The sequence below is a fragment of the Mycobacterium sp. DBP42 genome (assembly GCF_005924235.1).
Lineage (GTDB): Bacteria > Actinomycetota > Actinomycetes > Mycobacteriales > Mycobacteriaceae > Mycobacterium > Mycobacterium syngnathidarum.
Window position 1 is genome coordinate 58,483 of sequence record NZ_VCMY01000012.1, and the last position, 17,230, is coordinate 75,712.

Annotated in this window: 16 protein-coding genes; 11 read left to right on the forward strand and 5 right to left on the reverse strand. The window is 66.9% G+C overall.

Annotated features, from left to right (window positions below):
* Window positions 1–16 precede the first annotated feature (16 nt).
* Window positions 17–328 carry a 2Fe-2S iron-sulfur cluster-binding protein gene (locus E0T84_RS14150; RefSeq protein ID WP_070945136.1) on the reverse strand — a complete coding sequence of 104 codons (312 nt, stop codon included), beginning with the start codon at window positions 326–328 and terminating at the stop codon, window positions 17–19.
* Window positions 329–445: 117 nt separating this feature from the next.
* On the opposite strand from E0T84_RS14150, the gene E0T84_RS14155 reads away from it, so the two are divergent.
* The 4 genes from E0T84_RS14155 to E0T84_RS14170 are packed head-to-tail and all read left to right on the forward strand — an operon-like array spanning window position 446 to window position 4,476.
* Window positions 446–1,816: a class I adenylate-forming enzyme family protein gene (locus tag E0T84_RS14155; protein ID WP_070945183.1), complete on the forward strand. Its 1,371-nt coding sequence runs from the start codon at window positions 446–448 to the stop codon at window positions 1,814–1,816.
* Entirely contained in the window at window positions 1,794–2,624 is an 831-nt protein-coding gene (locus tag E0T84_RS14160) for an acyl-CoA dehydrogenase family protein (RefSeq protein WP_070945135.1), read from the forward strand. The genes E0T84_RS14155 and E0T84_RS14160 overlap by 23 nt, the downstream gene beginning before the upstream one ends.
* Window positions 2,611–3,711: an acyl-CoA dehydrogenase family protein gene (locus tag E0T84_RS14165; protein WP_070945134.1), complete on the forward strand. Its 1,101-nt coding sequence runs from the start codon at window positions 2,611–2,613 to the stop codon at window positions 3,709–3,711. The genes E0T84_RS14160 and E0T84_RS14165 overlap by 14 nt, the downstream gene beginning before the upstream one ends.
* Window positions 3,712–4,476, forward strand: a complete 765-nt coding sequence (locus tag E0T84_RS14170) for an enoyl-CoA hydratase/isomerase family protein (RefSeq protein ID WP_138744743.1) — start codon at window positions 3,712–3,714, stop codon at window positions 4,474–4,476.
* A gap of 17 nt (window positions 4,477–4,493) precedes the next feature.
* Here E0T84_RS14170 and E0T84_RS14175 read toward each other — a convergent pair whose 3' ends face one another.
* Window positions 4,494–5,234: an SDR family NAD(P)-dependent oxidoreductase gene (locus E0T84_RS14175; RefSeq protein ID WP_070945132.1), complete on the reverse strand. Its 741-nt coding sequence runs from the start codon at window positions 5,232–5,234 to the stop codon at window positions 4,494–4,496.
* Between the two features lie 12 nt (window positions 5,235–5,246).
* Window positions 5,247–6,011 (reverse strand): SDR family NAD(P)-dependent oxidoreductase, encoded by a 765-nt coding sequence (locus tag E0T84_RS14180; RefSeq protein WP_070945131.1) that lies wholly within the window; start codon window positions 6,009–6,011, stop codon window positions 5,247–5,249.
* Window positions 6,012–6,090: 79 nt separating this feature from the next.
* Between E0T84_RS14180 and E0T84_RS14185 the strand changes: the two genes are divergently transcribed.
* Together E0T84_RS14185 and meaB are read left to right on the forward strand one after the other, a co-directional pair.
* The gene (locus tag E0T84_RS14185) at window positions 6,091–7,251 is read left to right on the forward strand and encodes a thiolase family protein (RefSeq protein ID WP_070945130.1); all 1,161 of its coding nucleotides are present in this window, start codon (window positions 6,091–6,093) and stop codon (window positions 7,249–7,251) included.
* Between the two features lie 11 nt (window positions 7,252–7,262).
* The gene (gene meaB, locus E0T84_RS14190; RefSeq protein ID WP_138744744.1) at window positions 7,263–8,141 is read left to right on the forward strand and encodes a methylmalonyl Co-A mutase-associated GTPase MeaB; all 879 of its coding nucleotides are present in this window, start codon (window positions 7,263–7,265) and stop codon (window positions 8,139–8,141) included.
* A gap of 19 nt (window positions 8,142–8,160) precedes the next feature.
* Here the strand turns inward: meaB and E0T84_RS14195 are convergent, their stop codons facing one another.
* Both E0T84_RS14195 and E0T84_RS14200 read right to left on the reverse strand, forming a co-directional pair.
* The gene (locus E0T84_RS14195) at window positions 8,161–9,801 is read right to left on the reverse strand and encodes an FAD-dependent oxidoreductase (RefSeq protein ID WP_138744745.1); all 1,641 of its coding nucleotides are present in this window, start codon (window positions 9,799–9,801) and stop codon (window positions 8,161–8,163) included.
* A gap of 7 nt (window positions 9,802–9,808) precedes the next feature.
* Window positions 9,809–10,534, reverse strand: a complete 726-nt coding sequence (locus tag E0T84_RS14200; RefSeq protein WP_070188331.1) for an IclR family transcriptional regulator — start codon at window positions 10,532–10,534, stop codon at window positions 9,809–9,811.
* Window positions 10,535–10,664: 130 nt separating this feature from the next.
* Between E0T84_RS14200 and E0T84_RS14205 the strand changes: the two genes are divergently transcribed.
* From E0T84_RS14205 to E0T84_RS14225, 5 genes are read left to right on the forward strand one after another with little or no spacing between them, the layout of a single operon-like run.
* Window positions 10,665–11,579, forward strand: coding sequence for an alpha/beta fold hydrolase (locus tag E0T84_RS14205; RefSeq protein WP_070945128.1), 915 nt, complete (start codon window positions 10,665–10,667; stop codon window positions 11,577–11,579).
* Complete coding sequence (locus E0T84_RS14210; protein WP_371725928.1) at window positions 11,545–13,251, forward strand: bifunctional 3-(3-hydroxy-phenyl)propionate/3-hydroxycinnamic acid hydroxylase; 1,707 nt, start codon at window positions 11,545–11,547, stop codon at window positions 13,249–13,251. Before E0T84_RS14205 ends, E0T84_RS14210 begins: the two co-directional genes overlap by 35 nt.
* A complete protein-coding gene (locus tag E0T84_RS14215) occupies window positions 13,208–14,131 on the forward strand; it encodes a 3-carboxyethylcatechol 2,3-dioxygenase (RefSeq protein ID WP_249383641.1) in 924 nt (307 codons plus the stop codon). Before E0T84_RS14210 ends, E0T84_RS14215 begins: the two co-directional genes overlap by 44 nt.
* Window positions 14,128–15,924: an FAD-binding protein gene (locus tag E0T84_RS14220; protein WP_138744748.1), complete on the forward strand. Its 1,797-nt coding sequence runs from the start codon at window positions 14,128–14,130 to the stop codon at window positions 15,922–15,924. The genes E0T84_RS14215 and E0T84_RS14220 overlap by 4 nt, the downstream gene beginning before the upstream one ends.
* Window positions 15,921–17,228: an LLM class flavin-dependent oxidoreductase gene (locus E0T84_RS14225; protein ID WP_070188336.1), complete on the forward strand. Its 1,308-nt coding sequence runs from the start codon at window positions 15,921–15,923 to the stop codon at window positions 17,226–17,228. The genes E0T84_RS14220 and E0T84_RS14225 overlap by 4 nt, the downstream gene beginning before the upstream one ends.
* The last annotated feature ends 2 nt before the right edge of the window (window positions 17,229–17,230 follow it).

Sequence of the window (17,230 nt, forward strand, 5' to 3'; positions counted from 1 at the left end):
CACCTTGACCGAAAGCTCAGTCTTCGTCGTAGGAGACCGTCACCGAATCGCAGTCCGGAACTGCCTGGCAGGTCAACACGTAGCCGTCGGCCACCTCGTCGTCGTCGAGCGCATCGTTCACCCGCATGGTGGCGGTCCCCTCGAGAAGCTTGGCCATGCAGGTGCCGCAGTTGCCCGCCTCGCACGAGAACGGCGGCGTCATACCGGCCCGGCGCGCGCTCTCCAGCAGGGTCTCACCTTGCCTGCGGGGCACGGACAACTGCTCGCGGTCGAACACGATCGTGACCTTGCCGTCCGCTGCGCTGCCGGCCGTCGGTTCTGCGGTCATGTGACTCCCCTGTGCACGTACGTTCTGATATGAAGAGAATACCATTCTCGCTAACTGATAGTATCTTCTCGGCGTGGTTGGCGCCTACCCGGTGTGCTCAAGAGAGGGGTTGAGAACTTGACTGACCCCGTCGTGCTCGCTTTCGACGACCGTGAGTACACCCTGGCCGAGCTCGACGCGCTGACCAGCGGGATGGCCACTGCGCTGGAACAGCGCGGAGTTCGCCCGGGCGGGCGCGTCGCGATCATGTCGTCCAACCGTCCCGAGTTCGTCGTTGCCCTGCGGGCGATCTGGGGCCTCGGTGCGGTGGCCGTGCTGATCAGCCCGGCCTGGAAGGCCACCGAGGTGGCGCATGTTCTCGCGCTGACCGCACCCGGCCACGCGGTGGGCGATCACGAAGCGCTGGCCGCGCAGATGCCCATGCTGCATCTGGATGAGCCGATCACCCCGGGCCGCAGGCAGTTCGACCCGCCCAACCCCGACGGTGATGCGCTGTTCGTCTTCAGCTCGGGAACCACGGGCCTGCCCAAGGCGGTGCGACACACCCATCGCGGGTTCGCGGCGGCCATCGACCATTGGCGGGATGCGCTCGGGTTCACCGGTGCCGACCGCATGCAGATCATGACGCCGCCGTCGCACATCCTGGGTTTGCTCAACATCGCGATGGTGCTCGACACCGGCGCCTGGATGCGCCTGCATCGGCGCTTCGACGTCGACTCCATGCTGCGCCACATCGAATCCGACCGCATCACGATCGAAATGGCTGTCGCGCCAATCGCTCTGGCCCTGGCTGCGCACCCCCGGCTGGACCGCTACGATCTGTCGTCGCTGCGCTACGTGATGTGGTGCGCCACCCCGGTGACCCGCAGCGTCGCCGACGCCGTATCGGAACGATCCGGAATCCGGTGGCTGACCGCCTACGGCACCACCGAACTCCCGGTGATCGCCTGTAATCCGCTGGATGCCGCCCGCATCGACACGGTGGGCACCCCGGTGCGCGGGGTCGACGTCCGCATCGATGAGGACGGCGAGATCCAGGTGCGGTCCGATTCGGTGATGGCCGGCTACCTGCCGACGGATGCCACCACGGGCGCATTCTGCGACGGCTGGTATCGCACGGGCGACATCGGCCACCTCGATGACGACGGATACCTGCACATCACCGACCGATCCAAGGAGATGGTCAAGGTCCGCGGGTTTCAGGTGGCGCCGGCCGAAGTCGAGGCGGTGCTGCACAGCCACCCCGCGGTCTCCGACTGTGCGGTGTTCGGGGTGACGGATGCCGCCGACGGCGAGGCCATCGTGGCCGCTGTGTCGAAACATGCTGAGGTGTCAGCCGAGGAGCTCATCGATCTTGTCGGTGCGCGGCTGGCCTCGTACAAGCGGCCCAGCCGCGTGGAGTTCGTAACCGAGATACCCCGGTTACCTTCCGGAAAGGTATTGCGACGAGTGCTGAAGGAGCGGCATGGACGTTCGTCTGACGTCTGAACAGCGGCAGCTGCGCGAGGCCGCAGCGAAACTGGCCGACGACCTCGGACCCGATGCGGTCGGAGAATTGTCGGATGAGGGCCGGATCGCCCGGTTGGAGAGCACGGTCGCCGCAACCGAGTGGCGCACCTTGCGTTCTGACGGCGCCTCCGGCGTGGAAGTGGCGATCATCGCCGAGGAGTTCGCACGCGGCCTGGTCGACGTGCCCTTCCTCGGGCCGGTGCTCGCCGACGATCTGGCCCGGCGGCTTGATCGGGAGGTGGCGGTCGCCGCCGAGGAAGCCGCCACTGCCGGTGTGGACCTGACCCGCAGCACGGTTGGTGTGGTCGAGGCACCGGCGGAGCTCGCCGAGCTGCCGGGCGAGGACGCTCTGCGATGGCAGGCACTGGCACTGGCGGCTACCGGCGCCGACCTGGTCGGTGCGGCCCGGGGTGCGCACGCGCTGGCCGTCGACTACGCGAAAGTGCGTGAGCAGTACGGCTCGACGATCGGCTCTTACCAGGCGGTCGCACACCTGCTGGCCGAGGGGCTCGCGCTGATCGAAGGGTCGATCAGCGTGCTGCGCCACGCGGCGTGGGCGGTAGACGAACTGCCGGCAGCCGAAGCCGTCCGGGCCGCCAAGATCGCCAAGGTCTACTGTGCCCGCGCCGCGCGCACCGTCTGCGAGACCGCGATCCAGGTACACGGCGGTATCGGAAACACCTGGGAGTGCCTGGCGCATGTGTATCTGCGCCGGGTTCTGGTGGCCACCGAGTTGTGGCCCGTCAAGCTAGAAGACTTGGAGGTCACTGATCTTGGACTTTCGTGATTCACCCGAGGAAGCTGCCTTCCGGGACCGGCTGCGGACCTGGCTGGCGGACAATGCCGCGTCGTTCAAAGCGTCCGGCGACGACTACTGGACCCGGATGGGGGACTGGCATCAGGCCCTCTATGCCGCAGGGTTTTTCGGCACCTCGTGGCCCGAGGAGTTCGGCGGCCAGGACCTGCCGCCGGTCTACGACGTCATCGTCGATGAGGAGCTGGCGCGGGCCGGCGCACCGCCACGGCCAAGCCTCGGCTACCTGGTGGTCGGACTCGGCCATCACGGCAGCAAGGAACTGCAGCAGCGGTTCCTGCCGGGGATGATCAACGGCACCGAGCGTTGGTGCCAAGGTTTTTCGGAGCCCGGCGCCGGTTCGGATCTGGCCTCGTTGACCACCACGGCGACACGTGACGGCGACAACTACATCATCAACGGGCACAAGATCTGGACCAGCTACTCCGATGTGGCGGACTGGTGCTTGGTGCTGGCCCGTACGGACAGAGACGGAGCCGGCCGCCTCCCCAAACATAAAGGGATTTCGGCGTTCATCGTGTCGATGCACCAGGACGGCATCGAGCAGCGGCCGCTGCAGATGATCAACGGTGTCACCACGGAGTTCGGACAGGTGGCGTTCGACGGTGCGGTGGTGCCGGCCTCCAACATGGTGGGCGAACCGGGTGACGGTTGGCGCCTGGCCATGACGGTGGTCAGCCACGAGCGTGAACCGTCGACCCTCGGTTACTCGGCGCGCTACGGAAAGCTGGTGCGCGAGATGGCTTCTCGGGTCAACGGGAAGGTTCCCGAAGATCTGGCGTGGGCCGGGGTGCAGGCCGAGATGCTGCGTCTGCACGTTCGGCGCCGGCTGTCCGAACAGCTCGACGGTCTCAAACACGGCCCGGACGGCTCCCTGGACAAGCTGCTCATGACCTGGGTCGAGCAGTCCGTCGGGCACGCCGCGCTTGCGGTCACCGGGACCGAGGACCCAGAACTTCTCAGTGCCTACCTCTACAGCCGCGCACAGAGCGTCATGGGTGGCACGTCGCAGATCCAGAAGAACATCATCGCCTCACGAATCCTCGGACTGGGAGTCTGAATGTACGGAATGCCAGACGAAATCGATGTGCAGGCCGACGGCGCCCTGCGCATCATCACGCTGAACCGCCCCGATGCGCTCAATGCGGTCAACGACAACTTGCACGTCGGTCTCGCACGGTTGTGGGAAGAGCTCAACGAGGACGCCGACACGCGTGCGGCCGTGATCACCGGTGCGGGACGGGCATTTTCAGCGGGCGGTGACTTCAATTACCTCGATGAGTTGCGGCGCGACGAGGCCTTGCGGCAGAAGACGATCAAGCACGGGCGCGATCTCGTCATCGGCATGGTGCGTTGCCGCATTCCTGTGGTTGCCGCGGTGAACGGTCCGGCGGTCGGGCTCGGGTGCAGCCTCGCCGCGTTGTCCGACGTGGTGTACATGGCCGAGACCGCACACTTCGCCGATCCGCACGTACAGATCGGGTTGGTGGCCGCTGACGGTGGTCCGCTGGTGTGGGGCTCACAGATCAGCTTGTTGCAGGCCAAGGAGTTTGCGCTCACCGGTGTGCGGATCAAGGCTCAGCGCGCGTTGGAGCTGGGCCTGGCCAACCACGTGGTCGAGGACCCGCTCGCCGAGGCGATCGCGTGCGCGAAGAAGCTGATCGATCTGCCGAAGCAAGCCGTCGAGGCCACCAAGCGCTTGATGAACATCCAGCTGGAACAGCAGGTGATGGCGTCACTGGACTACGCCAACCTCGCCGAATATGTCTCGTTCGGCACGGCTGATTTCAACCGGATCGTGGATGGCTTGATCGCCAAGAACTGATCCGTCGGCACCGCGAGCTAGAAGGTGAGGGCCTCGGAACGCTGGACGGTCCCGGTGACGCCGCGGGCGTCTTGCCCGGCCAGTCGGACGGCGGCGCGTCCCATCGCCTCGGGCGGTTCGACCATCTCCGGTGGGATCTGCAAGCCGCTGCCGCCGGCCTGCCAGCCTTCGGTCAGCACTACCCGCGACGGGCTCAGACAGTTGACCGCGATGTTGTCCTCGCGCAGGTCGGCGGCCAGGCCGAGGTAGAGGCGTTCGGCGGCGGCCTTGGAAACCCAGTAGGCGTTGGAGCCGTGCTCGATCATGTCGACGCCGGTGGTGGTGATCGCGATCAGCGAACCCCCGCCGCGCTTGCGCACCTCTGGGACGACAGCCTTGGTGACCAGGAACACCCCGGTGAGGTTGACGTCCAGGCACAATTGCCAGCGCTTGAGCGGCGTCGTCTCGATGGGACCCAGCCACAGGACGCCGGCATTGGCGACCAGGATATCGATGCCACCGAGTTCTGAAACCGTCTTGGCGACAGCCTTGTTCACCGATTCCTCGTCGGTGACATCGCAGGCGACGGGGAAGGCGTGGCCACCGGACTCGTTGATGGCCGCGGCCACCGACCCGATGGTGCCCGGCAGCTTGCCCTGCTCCTCAGAGCGGGCCGCGACCGCCACCGCAGCGCCTTCGGCGGCCAGGGCGGCAGCGATCGTCGCGCCGATGCCGCGGCTGGCCCCGGCGACGAAGGCGACCTTGCCGGTCAGGCTCATCGCGACAGACTATTACTTGGGCGGGAAGCGCAACGCCCCATCGAGGCGGATGACTTCGCCGTTGAGGTAGTCGTTTTCGACGATGCTCTGCGCCAGCTGTGCATATTCGCTCGAGCGGCCCATGCGCTTGGGGAACGGCACCTGCGGGCCCCAGTACTGCTCGAGCTGATCGGCGGCCTTGCCGTAGGCGGGGGTGTTGACCGTGCCGGGCGCGATGGTGCAGACGCGGATGCCCAGCGGCGACAGATCGCGCGCGGCAACAAGCGTCATCCCCAGCACCCCACCCTTGGCGGCCGAGTAGGGCAGCTGGCCGATCTGGCCTTCATAACCGGCAATCGAGGCGGTGTTGACGATGACGCCGCGGCCGCCTTCCTCCAGCGGTTCGGTCTTGGCGATCGCCGCCGCGGACAGCCGCATCACGTTGAACACCGCGGTCAGGTAGAACTCGATGGTCTTCTTGAACCCGTCGAGGCCGAGTGGGGAACCGTCCTTGCCGACCAGGCGACCGCCGGCAGCGGGGCCGCCGTGGGTGTCCACCGATATGCGCAGCGGGGCAAGCGCTTCGGCCTCGGCGATGGCGGCCAGCACCGACTCCTCGGAAGTGGCGTCGGTGCGCACGTAGCGCACGCCCAGCTGCTTCTCCAGCTCTGCGCCCTTCTCATCGGCCAGGTCCGCAACGACCACCTTGGCGCCCGCGGCCTGTAGGCGGCGGACGGTCGCTTCACCCAGTCCGCCCGCACCGCCGACGACGATCGCGGAACTACCGGCGATTTGCATACGGTTCCCCTTCTTGCAACTGACACTCTCTGGCTGCGAGAATAACATTCTCTTACCGGGTAAACCAGGGAGTAGATCAATGCCTGAAGCCGTCATCGTGTCCGCACTGCGCACCCCCATCGGCACCGCCAAGAAGGGCACTTTGCGTGACACGGATGCCTATGCGCTGGCTGACCATGTGGTGCGCGCGGCGGTCGAGGACCTCGCCGGGCGCGGCACCATTCCGGTCGACGACGTGATCCTCGGCGAGGGCCTCTACGGCGGCGGTGTCGTCGCGCGCCACGCCGCGATCACCGCCGGCCTCACCACGGTTCCTGGTGCCGCGGTCAATCGGCACTGCGCAGCCGGTCAGGCCGCCGTGCAGAACGCGGCCGCCGGCATTCGGGCCGGGATGGACCGGTTGGTTCTGGCCGGCGGGGTCAACTCGGCGTCCACCTCACCGCGGTTCCTCCGCGCGGTGAGCAGCGCCAAGGATGCCGAGTGGGTGAACTGGTTCCCGCCCACCCATCCGGATCGGCCGGACGCGCCGAACATGGACATGTCGATCACGGTCGGCTGGAACGCCGCGGTCAAGGCGGGGGTCAGCCGGGAGGAGATGGACCAGTGGGCGCTGGGCTCGCACCTCAAGGCCATCGCGGCGATCGACGAGGGTCGGTTCAAGGAGGAGATCGTCCCGATCGAGACTCCCCACGGGCTGTTCGACACCGACGAGCATCCGCGCCGTGACACCACCCTGGAGAAGCTGGCCGCGCTCAAACCGCTACATCCCGAGATCGAGGGATTCTCCATCACCGCAGGCAACGCGTGTGGTGCCAACGATGCGGCCGCACTGCTGACCATCGCCAGCGACGAGCTGGGTCTGCCGGCCCTGGCCACCATCAAGTCCTGGGCCTCGGTGGGTGTGGACCCGGCCTCGACCGGTCTTGCCCCGGTCGAGGCAATCACCAAAGCCCTTGGCCGGGCGGGCCTTTCGTTGTCTGATGTGGATCTTTTCGAGATCAACGAGGCATTCGCGTCGATGTGCGTCGCCACCATCAAGCTGCTCGACCTCAACCCGGAGATCGTGAACGTCAGCGGCAGCGGGTGTTCACTGGGGCATCCGGTGGCGGCCACCGGGGCCCGCATGCTGGCCACCATGGTCCACGAGCTGCGCCGGCGTGGCGGCGGTATCGGCGTGGCTGCGATGTGTGCGGGCGGCGGGATGGGCTCGGCGACCGTCATCGAGGTGGCATCGCCGTAGTGTCAACCGTGATGACGACGCACAACATCGAAGAGCTCATCGCCGCGGCACGCGGTGGATCCCAGCGTGCTGTCGGCAGGTTGTTGAGCATGGTCGAAAGTGACCGTCGTGATGAGGTTCTCGCGGTGCTCGGGCCCGCCTCGCCACGCGTCATCGGTATCACCGGACCGCCAGGAGCCGGAAAATCGACGACGGTTGGTGCGCTCGTGGGTGCCTACCGCGAGCGTGGCCTGCGGGTTGCGGTGCTTGCGGTGGATCCGTCGTCCCCGTACAGCGGAGGCGCGCTGCTGGGCGACCGGATCCGGATGGCCGCTCACATCAACGATCCGGACGTGCTGATCCGGTCGGTGGCCACCCGCGGTCACTTGGGTGGGCTGGCTGCCGCGGTGCCGGCGGCGATCCGGCTGCTGGCCGCGCTGTCCTATGACCTGATCGTGCTCGAGACGGTGGGCGTGGGGCAGTCCGAAATCGAGATCGCCGCAATCGCCGATCCGACCGTGGTGATCCTCAATCCCGGCGCGGGTGACGCCGTGCAGGCCGCCAAGGCGGGGCTGCTGGAAGTCGCCGATCTGGTGGTGGTGAACAAGGCAGACCGCGAAGGGGCCGATCAGACGGTCCGTGACCTACGGGCCGAGGCCAGCGTACCGGTACTCAAACTCGTTGCGGCTCAAGGCGAGGGGCTGGCGGAGCTGGTCGAGACCATCGACGCTCACCACCGGGCTGACACCGCGGCGCGGCGCGTGGCGCGGGCCCGGACGCAGATCCTGTCGCTGGCGCAGACCTTGTTGCGTAACCACGCCGAGCTGGACGGGCTGGCCGCCGCGGTGGCCGACGGCACCTCCGACCCGTACAGCGCTGCGGCGCAACTGATCGCGGATTCAGCCAGGTAGGGCCAGGACGGACGGCCCCTCAGCCCACCGATTTCCCGGTCGCCGCCGCATAGCCGCTGCGGTAGCCGAACACCATTGCGGGCCCGAGGGTACCGCCGGCTCCGCCGTAGGCCTTCCCGGTCACTCCGCCCATGGCATTGCCTGCCGCGAACAGCCCGGGGATCGGGGTGCCGTTGACGTGCAGGACACGGCCGTCGCGGTCGGTGCGTGGACCGCCTTTGGTGCCCATCGCGCCGATCTTGACCGGCACCGCGTAGAACGGTGCGGTATCGAGCGGTCCGAGCGTCTGGCCGGCCGGGGTGGCCGCCGAATTGTCGCCCCAGTACCCGTCGTACGCACTCGATCCGCGGCCGAAGTCGGGGTCGACCTCGCGAGAGACGTTGTCGTTCCAGCGGTTCAAGGTTTCGGCCAGGCCCTCGGCATCGATGCCGGTCTTGGCGCCCAGCTCGGCGAGGGTGGCCGATTCGCAGAACCAGTCCGGCACCGTCTCGCCCGGTTCGACGCCGAGGAAGCCGTAGCGCTGCAGGTGCACCGAGTCGAACACGATCCAGGCTGGATCGTTGGCGTAGCCGATCTTGGGGTCGAGGTACTGGAATGCGCCCGCCATCGAGTTGTACTCGCCGGCCTCGTTGAGGAAGCGTCTGCCCGCGCGGTTGACGATGACGCTGCGTGGCCGGGTCCGTTCCAGCCGCACGCTGCGGCTGCGCGGATGACCGTCGATGGTGTCACCGGGGATCTGCACGATCGGGACCCACCACGCTTCACCCATGTTCGCCAGGTCGGCGCCGTGCGCCATGGCCATCCGTAGGCCGTCGCCGGTGTTGTTCGGTGGGGAGACCGCACCGCGCATAGGCCCGCGCAGGTAGGCCTCGACGAGCTTGGCGTCCCATTCGAACCCGCCGGTGGCCAGCACCACTCCGCTGCGCGCCCGAACATGAATGGCCGCATCACCGGTGTTGGTGAAGCCGATCCGTACCCCGGAAATGCCCTCGGTATCACCGATCAGCTCGAGCGCGCGGGCCTGGGTGACGGGCTCGATACCGCGGTCGAGCAGTCCGCGCAGCAGCCCGGCGATCAGGGCGGTGCCCGCCACGCACAGGTCGGCGTCGGGATCGTCGTACACGGCGTGAATCCGCGCGCGGGTTTCGGCGTCGATGCCGACGTTGCTGAAATCGGCTGGGAACGAGGTGATCCGGTCCTTCCAGACGCCGAGCTTCGCGAGGTCTACCGGCGCGGCACTCAGTGAGCGGCCGCCGCCGGGCCGTCCGCCGGGGAGTTCTGGCTTGTAGTCGGGAAACCCCTCGGCGACGGCGAACCGCAACTCGCTGTTTTCCTCGACGAAGTCGAGCATCGACGGGCCGGTCCGCACGAAGGTGTCGACCAGATCGGCATCCAGGTAGCCCAGCGATTGGGCTTGCAGATAGTCGATCGCGTCCGAGACCGGCAGGGGTCCGTCGGCGCTGCGGTCGTGGGCCGGGATCCACACGATGCCGCCGGAGACCGCGGTGGTGCCGCCGACGGTCGGTGCCTTCTCATAGATCGCGACCGATGCGCCGTTGGCCGACGCGGTCAGTGCCGCGGTGAGTCCGGCGCCGCCGCTGCCCAGTACGACGACGTCGACCTCGTCGTCCCAATCGAATTCGATACGGGTCACTGTCATTTCCCTTTCAGTACAGGATGGCCGATAGTTCGTTTGCCGCTCGGACCACCGCGTCCTTGCCGCCCAGCACGACGTCTTCGCGGTGCGAGATGAGGTTGATGCAGGTGGGTGGCGACGCCAGACGCCGACGCACGGGAACCGCCAGGCCGTAGGTGTCGGGTTCGATCTCGCCGTGGGTGATGACCCAGCCCTGTTCGCGGGTTTGGCGGACCAGCTCACGTTCGCCGGGACGCGGCGGCATGCTTGCCAGCAGTGCCACCCCGGCCGCGCCGCGGTCCAGTGGATGGCGGCTGCCCTCGTGAAAAGACAGCTGGTAGAACACCTGGGTCGGCACGATCACTGCCACCGCCACCTGTTGGTCGCCTTCGGCCACCAGCAGGGAGACGGTGCTGCCTAGTTCATCGGCCAGGGCCCGAAGGGTCGGCACACTGAGCGCGCGCATGTTGTTGTCGAATGACGCTCCCAGCGCGGCCAATCCGGCACCGGGCCGGTAACGCCCGTCCTCGCCCTTTGCCACATAACGGAACTGGCTGAGGGTGGCCAGCAAGCGGTAGGCGATCGTGCGATGGGCCCCGACATGGTCGGCGACCTGCTGCACGGTGAGCCCGGTGGGCGCCGCGGCGATGGCGGCAAGTGCGCTCAAACCCCGTGCCAGCGTTTGTGATCCGGGCGCTCCGGTGGGATTGCCATCGGTCTTCGATTGTGCCTGCGGCTGGCTTGCCTTGGCCGGCATCGCGCCCCTCCTTGACAGATAGCACCGCGAGAGTGATGCTCTGATAATAATGCACTGAGATGTGCGTTATATGAGCAAAGTGCTTACAAATTTGGAGAATAGCATTCTCGCTACCTCTGGAGAGGGGAACATGACGAGCACTGCCGCCGGGCCGGCCTCCGGATCCGTTTCGGCCACCGAGTACGAGAGCGTCTGGGCTGACCTGCAGGGTGTCGCGTTCTCGCAGGGTTACCTCGATGTGAAGGGCATCCGCACCCGCTACCTGCATGCCGGTGATCCGAAGCTTCCCGTGCTGGTCCTGCTGCACGGTTCGGGCGGGCATGCCGAGGCCTATGTGCGCAATCTGGAATCCCACGCCGAGCACTTCTCGACCTGGTCGATCGACATGCTCGGGCACGGCTACACCGACAAGCCCGGCCATCCGCTGGAGGTCGCGCACTACGTCGATCACCTGATCGGTTTCCTCGACGCCATCGGCGCACAACGCGCCCACATCTCCGGCGAATCGCTGGGCGGCTGGGTGGCCGCGCGGGCCGCCGCCGATCACCCGGACCGCGTCGAGAAGCTGGTACTCAACACCGCCGGTGGTTCACAGGCCGACCCCGAGGTGATGAAGCGGATCATCACGCTGTCGATGGCGGCCGCGGAGAACCCGAGCTGGGAGACCGTGCAGGCCCGGATCAAGTGGTTGATGGCCGACAAGACAAAGGACTACGACGACATCGTGGCCAGCCGCCAGGCGGTGTACCGACAGCCCGGATTCGTCGCCGCGATGAGCGACATCATGGCGCTGCAAGATCCGGAGATCCGGGCACGGAACCTGCTGGGGGCCAAGGAGTACGGATCGATCACCGCGCCAACGCTGGTGCTGTGGACGAGTGACGACCCGACCGCCGACGTCAGCGAGGGCCGGCGGATCGCGTCGATGATTCCCGGCGCCCGGTTCGAGGTGATGCCGGACTGCGGGCACTGGCCGCAGTACGAAGACCCGGATTCGTTCAACCGGTTGCATCTGGACTTCCTGTTGGGACGCGACCGTGGCTGACGACGTCGATGTCGTGATCGTCGGGGCTGGGCCGGTCGGCCTGACCCTGGCAAATGTTCTTGGTATCCAGGGCGTCCGGACGCTCGTAGTGGAGGAGCGCGACACTCTCATCGACTATCCCCGCGGAGTCGGGCTCGATGACGAGTCGCTGCGTACCTTCCAATCGATCGGGCTGGTCGAGGCGATCCTCCCGCACACCGTGCCGAACCAGATCCTGCGGTTCTACGACGGTAACCGCCGGCTGCTGGCCGAAATGGCGCCTCCGGACGCACGATTCGGCTGGCCCAAGCGCAACGGTTTCGTCCAGCCGCTCGTCGATGCGCAACTTCTGGTCGGACTGGACCGATTCGAGCATGTGCAGGTGGCGTGGGGCCGCCGCATGGAGTCGGCGGTCGAGACCGCTGACGGGGTGACGGTCGAGTTCGGACCCGATGTCCCCGCAGTGCGGGCCCGCTACGTGGTGGGCTGCGACGGCGGGCGTAGCGCCACCCGTCATCTGATGGGAGTGTCGTTCGACGGCACCACGTCATCGACCCGCTGGGTGGTGGTCGACCTGGCCAACGACCCGCTGGGGCACCCGAACAGCGAGGTGGGTGCCGATCCGCACCGGCCGTACGCCTCGATCTCGATCGCCCACGGTATCCGCCGGTTCGAGTTCATGATCCACGCCGACGAATCCGACGAGCAGGCCGAAGATCCCGAGTTCGTGGCCCGTCTGCTCGCCCCATTCGTGCCGCACCCGGACAAGGTCGACGTGATCCGCCGGCGGGTATACACACACCATTCCCGGATCGCCGGGAACTTCCGCAAGGGCCGGTTCCTGCTGGCCGGCGACGCCGCGCACCTGATGCCGGTCTGGCAGGGCCAGGGCTACAACAGTGGCATCAGGGACGCGGCCAACCTCGGCTGGAAGTTGGCGGCGGTGGTCAACGGTCAGGCCGGCGACGCGTTGCTGGACAGCTACGACACCGAGCGCCGCAAGCATGCCCGGGCCATGATCGATCTGTCGACGTTGGTGGGCCGGGTCATCTCGCCCACCAACCGCAAGGTCGCGGTCCTGCGGGACAAGCTGATTCGCGGTGCTTCAGTGGTTCCGGCTCTCAAGCGCTACGTGCTGGAGATGCGCTTCAAGCCCATGCCGCGCTATGACCAGGGCGCGGTCTATCACTCGAAGGCGCCGACGGCGGACGCACCCGCGGGCACGTTGTTCATCCAGCCGCGGGTGGACACTCGCGAGCAGTCGAACGTACTGCTCGATGATGTGATCGGGCTGAACTTCGCGGTGCTGTGCTGGAACAACAATCCGCGTGCGTTGCTCGGCGAGCAGGCCTATGCGCGCTGGAAAGCCCTGGGGGCGAAGTTCATTGCGGCACGGCCACAGACTCAGCTGTTCTGGACCGGCCACGATGCCGACAACGATGACGGCTCAGTGGTGATCGTCGGCGACCGAACGGGTGCGCTCAAATCCTGGTTCGACGTGCACGCCGAGTCCGTCTTGGTGCTGCGGCCGGACCGCTGCATCGCCGGGGCCGACATCGCTCAGCGTGCCCCGGACCTGAGCGAAGCTCTGTTCGACGTCCTTCACGTGGTGGAAGGAGGTGTGAACGGTGCCAGTAGCCCTGTGCTGTATGTCCCACAGCCCACTGCTGAATCTTCCGGGACCGTCGGCTGAACTCCTCGACGAGATCAGAACAGCGGTCGGCCGTGCTCGCGAGTTCGTTGCCGCCTACGACCCCGAGTTGGTCGTCACCTTCTCACCCGACCACTACAACGGGTTCTTCTATCGGCTGATGCCACCGTTCTGCATCGGCACCGCCGCGTCCGGAGTAGGGGATTACGGGACGCACGACGGCGCCCTCGATGTCGCCGGCGACATCGCGCAGCAGTGCGCGCAGGCGGCGTGGGAGTCCGGGGTGGACGTCGCCATCTCCACGAGCATGGATGTCGACCACGGCACGGTGCAGCCGCTACAGGAGTTGTTCGGCGAGGCGACCGCGCGTCCCATCGTTCCGATCTTCATCAATTCCGTTGCCACTCCGCTGGGTCCGCTGTCGCGGTCCCGTGCGCTCGGCGCGGCCGTCGGTACCTTTCTGTCGACCCTCGACAAGCGGGTGCTGGTCCTGGGATCCGGTGGGCTCTCGCATGACCCGCCGGTGCCGACGCTGGCCACCGCACCGCCGGCAGCGCTGGACCGGATCGTGCACGGGGTGCCGATGACGGCCGAGCAACGCATGGCCCGGCAGACCGCGGTGAGCCAGGCTGCGCACGACTTCGCCCACGGTGACAGTGTGCTGCGGCCACTGAACCCCGAATGGGACCACAGCCTGCTGGAGATCTTCGACCAGGGCCGGCTCGCCGAACTGGACAGCTGGTCCAACAGCTTCATCGCCGATGAAGGGGGCAACTCGGCACACGAGATTCGTACCTGGGTGGCCGCCTTTGCAGCGCTGGCAGCCAACGGTCCATACCGGACGGAAAACCACTTCTACCGGGCGGCACCGGAATTGATCGCAGGATTCGCAATCAGGACGGCGGTAGGAATCGCAGCATGAGCTCAGACACCACTGCACACCCCTTCGACGAAACGGTGGATGTGCTCGTCATCGGATCCGGCGGCGGCGGCATGACGGCGGCGCTGGCCGCCGACGCAGCCGGGCTCAAGACCCTCGTGGTCGAAAAATCGTCCCACTTCGGCGGTTCCACCGCGCTCTCGGGCGGGGGCATCTGGGTGCCCGGGGCGCCGTCGCAGCGTCGGGCCGGTTATGTGCCGTCCCCGGACGGCGTGTTCGACTACCTCAAGCAAATCACCGAGGGCACGGTCAGCGACGCTCGGCTGCGCAAGTACGTCGAGGCCGCACCAGAGATGATGGATTTCCTCGAACACAACAGCGATTGGTTCGAATTCGTCTGGAAGCCCGGTTATGCCGACTACTACCCGGAGCTCCCGGGCGGCTCGGCCCAAGGCAGCACCATCAACGTCCCGGCCATCGACTTGCGCAAGCTCGGTGAGCACGAGCAGGAGCTGCTCGCCCCGCTGGCCTTGGCCCCGAAGGGAATCTGGTTCGCCCCCAAGGATCTTCGGCTCTTCTACCAGGTCCGGCAGAACTGGCGCGGCAAAGCCGTCCTGTTGAAGCTGATCTGGCGGATGGTGCGGGCCCGGGTGTTCGGCGACCGGATGGCCGCCATCGGCCAGTCGCTGGCCGCCCGGATGCGGTTGGCGCTCAAGCAGCACGACATCCCGCTGTGGCTGGATGCGCCGATGACCTCGCTGATCACCGGCCCGGATGGGGCAGTACTCGGCGCCGTCGTCGAGCGCGATGGGCGTGCGGTCAGAATTCGTGCCACCGGGGGCGTGATCCTGGCCTCCGGTGGGTTCGACCATGACATGGCCTGGCGCAAGGAACACCTGCCGATACTGGAGCAGGACTGGAGCTTCGGCAATCCCGCGGCCACCGGCGACGGAATCCGGGCCGGCGAGAAGGCCGGCGGTGCCACCGAACTGCTCGACGAGGCATGGTGGTTCCCGGCCATCTGTTGGCCCGACGGCCGGCTGCAGTTCATGCTCAACGAGCGGATGATGCCGTCACAGTTCGTGGTCAATGGCGAGGGCAAGCGGTTCATCAACGAGGCGGCACCGTACATGGATTTCGCCCACGCGATGATCAACGGGCAGGAATCCGGAGTCGCCCACATCCCGTGCTGGTTGGTCACCGACATCGACTCGTTCCACCGCTACGTGGTGGCCGGGCATCTGCCCATCCCGAAGATCCCGTTCGCCCCGGTGCCCACCGGGCGCAAAGTGCCGCGGGCCTGGCTGGATTCCGGTGTGGTGGTCGAGGCCCACAGCTGGGAGGAGCTGGCCGGCAAGATCGGCGTACCCGCGGAGAATCTGCGGGCCACCGCCGAGCGGTTCAACCAGCTGGCGCATGGCGGGCACGATGACGACTTCAACCGCGGTGACAGCGCATACGACAACTACTACGGGGACCCGACGCTGCCGAACCCCAATCTGCGTCCGCTCGGCAAGCCGCCGTACTACGCGTTCCAGATCATCCTCGGGGACCTGGGCACCTCGGGTGGCCTGCGCACCGATGAACACGCTCGGGTGCTGCGCGCAGACGAGTCCGTCGTGGACGGGCTCTACGCGGTGGGCAACGTCTCGGCGGCGGTGATGGGCCGCAGCTACGCCGGTGCGGGCGCAACCATCGGACCCGCGATGACCTTCGGGTATGTGGCGGCCACGCATATCGCCCAAGCTCAAAACGCGGTCGCACAACCAGTCACACACGCAGCCAACCCACAGATCCAGGGCACAGTCAGCAACCCCTCAGGAGGAAACCGATGAAGATTTCGCTGTTCTACGAGTTCGCGCTTCCGCGGCCGTGGTCCGACGATGACGAGCACCAGCTGTTCCAGGACGGGCTGGATGAGGTGGAGGCTGCGGACAAGGCCGGTTTCTCCACCGTCTGGCTCACCGAGCATCACTTCCTGGAGGAGTACTGCCACGCCACGGCGCCGGAGATGTTCCTGGCCGCGGCGAGCCAGCGCACCAAGGACATTCGCCTCGGCTTCGGCGTGATGCACCTACCGCCGCCGATCAACCATCCGGCCCGCATCGCCGAGCGCGTCGCCACCCTCGATCACCTGTCCAACGGCCGGGTGGAGTTCGGCACCGGTGAGGGGTCCTCGGTTGCCGAGTTGGGTGGGTTCAACATCGACCCGGCCGACAAGCGCACCATGTGGGAGGAGGCCCTTGAGGTTTCGATCCGCTGTATGACCGAGGCGCCCTTCACCGGCTTCAAGGGCGAGCATGTCGAGCTGCCGGCCCGCAACGTGATTCCGAAGCCCCTGCAGAGCCCACACCCGCCGGTCTGGGTGGCCTGCACCCGCCCGTCCTCGGTGCAGATGGCCGCTCAGAAGGCCATCGGCGCGCTGAGTTTCGCCTACACCGGACCCGAGGCGCTCAAGGACCGGGTTGACGGCTATTACAAGGAATTCGAGGAGCAGGGCGCTCCCGTGACCCCGGCGATCAACCCCAACATCCTGGCCATCGGCGGCGACCTGTCGATGATGGTGGCGAAGTCCGACGACGAGGCGCTCAAGCGCCTGGGCATCGGCGGCGGCTTCTTCTCGTTCGGCATCATGCACTACTACCTGACCGGTATGCACACCCCTGGCCGCACCAAGGTGTGGGAGCGTTACGAGCAGGCGGTCAAAGACGATCCGACGCTGGCCTATGGTCCCGGCCGTGGAGCGATCGGCTCGCCCGACACCGTGCGTGAGTTCCTACGCGGTTACGAGGCCAGCGGCGTCGACGAGATCATCCTGCTGCTCAACCCGCGCAGCCACGAGGGCACCATGGAGTCGATCGAGATCATGGGCAAGGAGATCCTGCCCGAGTTCATCGAGCGGGACGCGAAGGCGGTGGCCGACAAGGCCAAACGGCTGGAGCCGGTGATCGAGAAGGTCGAGTCGCGCCGCCGTCCCTCCGACGCCCCGTTGTTCGACGAGACCTACGCCTTCGGCGGCCTGCCCACCGGTCGCGACAAGTTCACCGCCGGTGAGATCCCCGAGGCGATGGCCGAGATCAACGAGGGCCGGGTCAAGGCGGCACAGGCGGAGAAGACTGCCCGCGAGACCGCCGACTGACC

What these genes read in the sequence shown, in the direction of transcription:
- E0T84_RS14150 (WP_070945136.1), bottom strand. Translation starts at nt 328, where the DNA reads ATGACCGCAGAACCGACGGCCGGCAGCGCAGCGGACGGCAAGGTCACG.
- E0T84_RS14160 (WP_070945135.1), top strand. Translation starts at nt 1,794, where the DNA reads ATGGACGTTCGTCTGACGTCTGAACAGCGGCAGCTGCGCGAGGCCGCA.
- E0T84_RS14170 (WP_138744743.1), top strand. Translation starts at nt 3,712, where the DNA reads ATGTACGGAATGCCAGACGAAATCGATGTGCAGGCCGACGGCGCCCTG.
- E0T84_RS14175 (WP_070945132.1), bottom strand. Translation starts at nt 5,234, where the DNA reads ATGAGCCTGACCGGCAAGGTCGCCTTCGTCGCCGGGGCCAGCCGCGGC.
- E0T84_RS14180 (WP_070945131.1), bottom strand. Translation starts at nt 6,011, where the DNA reads ATGCAAATCGCCGGTAGTTCCGCGATCGTCGTCGGCGGTGCGGGCGGA.
- E0T84_RS14185 (WP_070945130.1), top strand. Translation starts at nt 6,091, where the DNA reads ATGCCTGAAGCCGTCATCGTGTCCGCACTGCGCACCCCCATCGGCACC.
- meaB (WP_138744744.1), top strand. Translation starts at nt 7,263, where the DNA reads ATGACGACGCACAACATCGAAGAGCTCATCGCCGCGGCACGCGGTGGA.
- E0T84_RS14195 (WP_138744745.1), bottom strand. Translation starts at nt 9,801, where the DNA reads ATGACAGTGACCCGTATCGAATTCGATTGGGACGACGAGGTCGACGTC.
- E0T84_RS14200 (WP_070188331.1), bottom strand. Translation starts at nt 10,534, where the DNA reads ATGCCGGCCAAGGCAAGCCAGCCGCAGGCACAATCGAAGACCGATGGC.
- E0T84_RS14205 (WP_070945128.1), top strand. Translation starts at nt 10,665, where the DNA reads ATGACGAGCACTGCCGCCGGGCCGGCCTCCGGATCCGTTTCGGCCACC.
- E0T84_RS14215 (WP_249383641.1), top strand. Translation starts at nt 13,208, where the DNA reads ATGTCCCACAGCCCACTGCTGAATCTTCCGGGACCGTCGGCTGAACTC.
- E0T84_RS14220 (WP_138744748.1), top strand. Translation starts at nt 14,128, where the DNA reads ATGAGCTCAGACACCACTGCACACCCCTTCGACGAAACGGTGGATGTG.
- E0T84_RS14225 (WP_070188336.1), top strand. Translation starts at nt 15,921, where the DNA reads ATGAAGATTTCGCTGTTCTACGAGTTCGCGCTTCCGCGGCCGTGGTCC.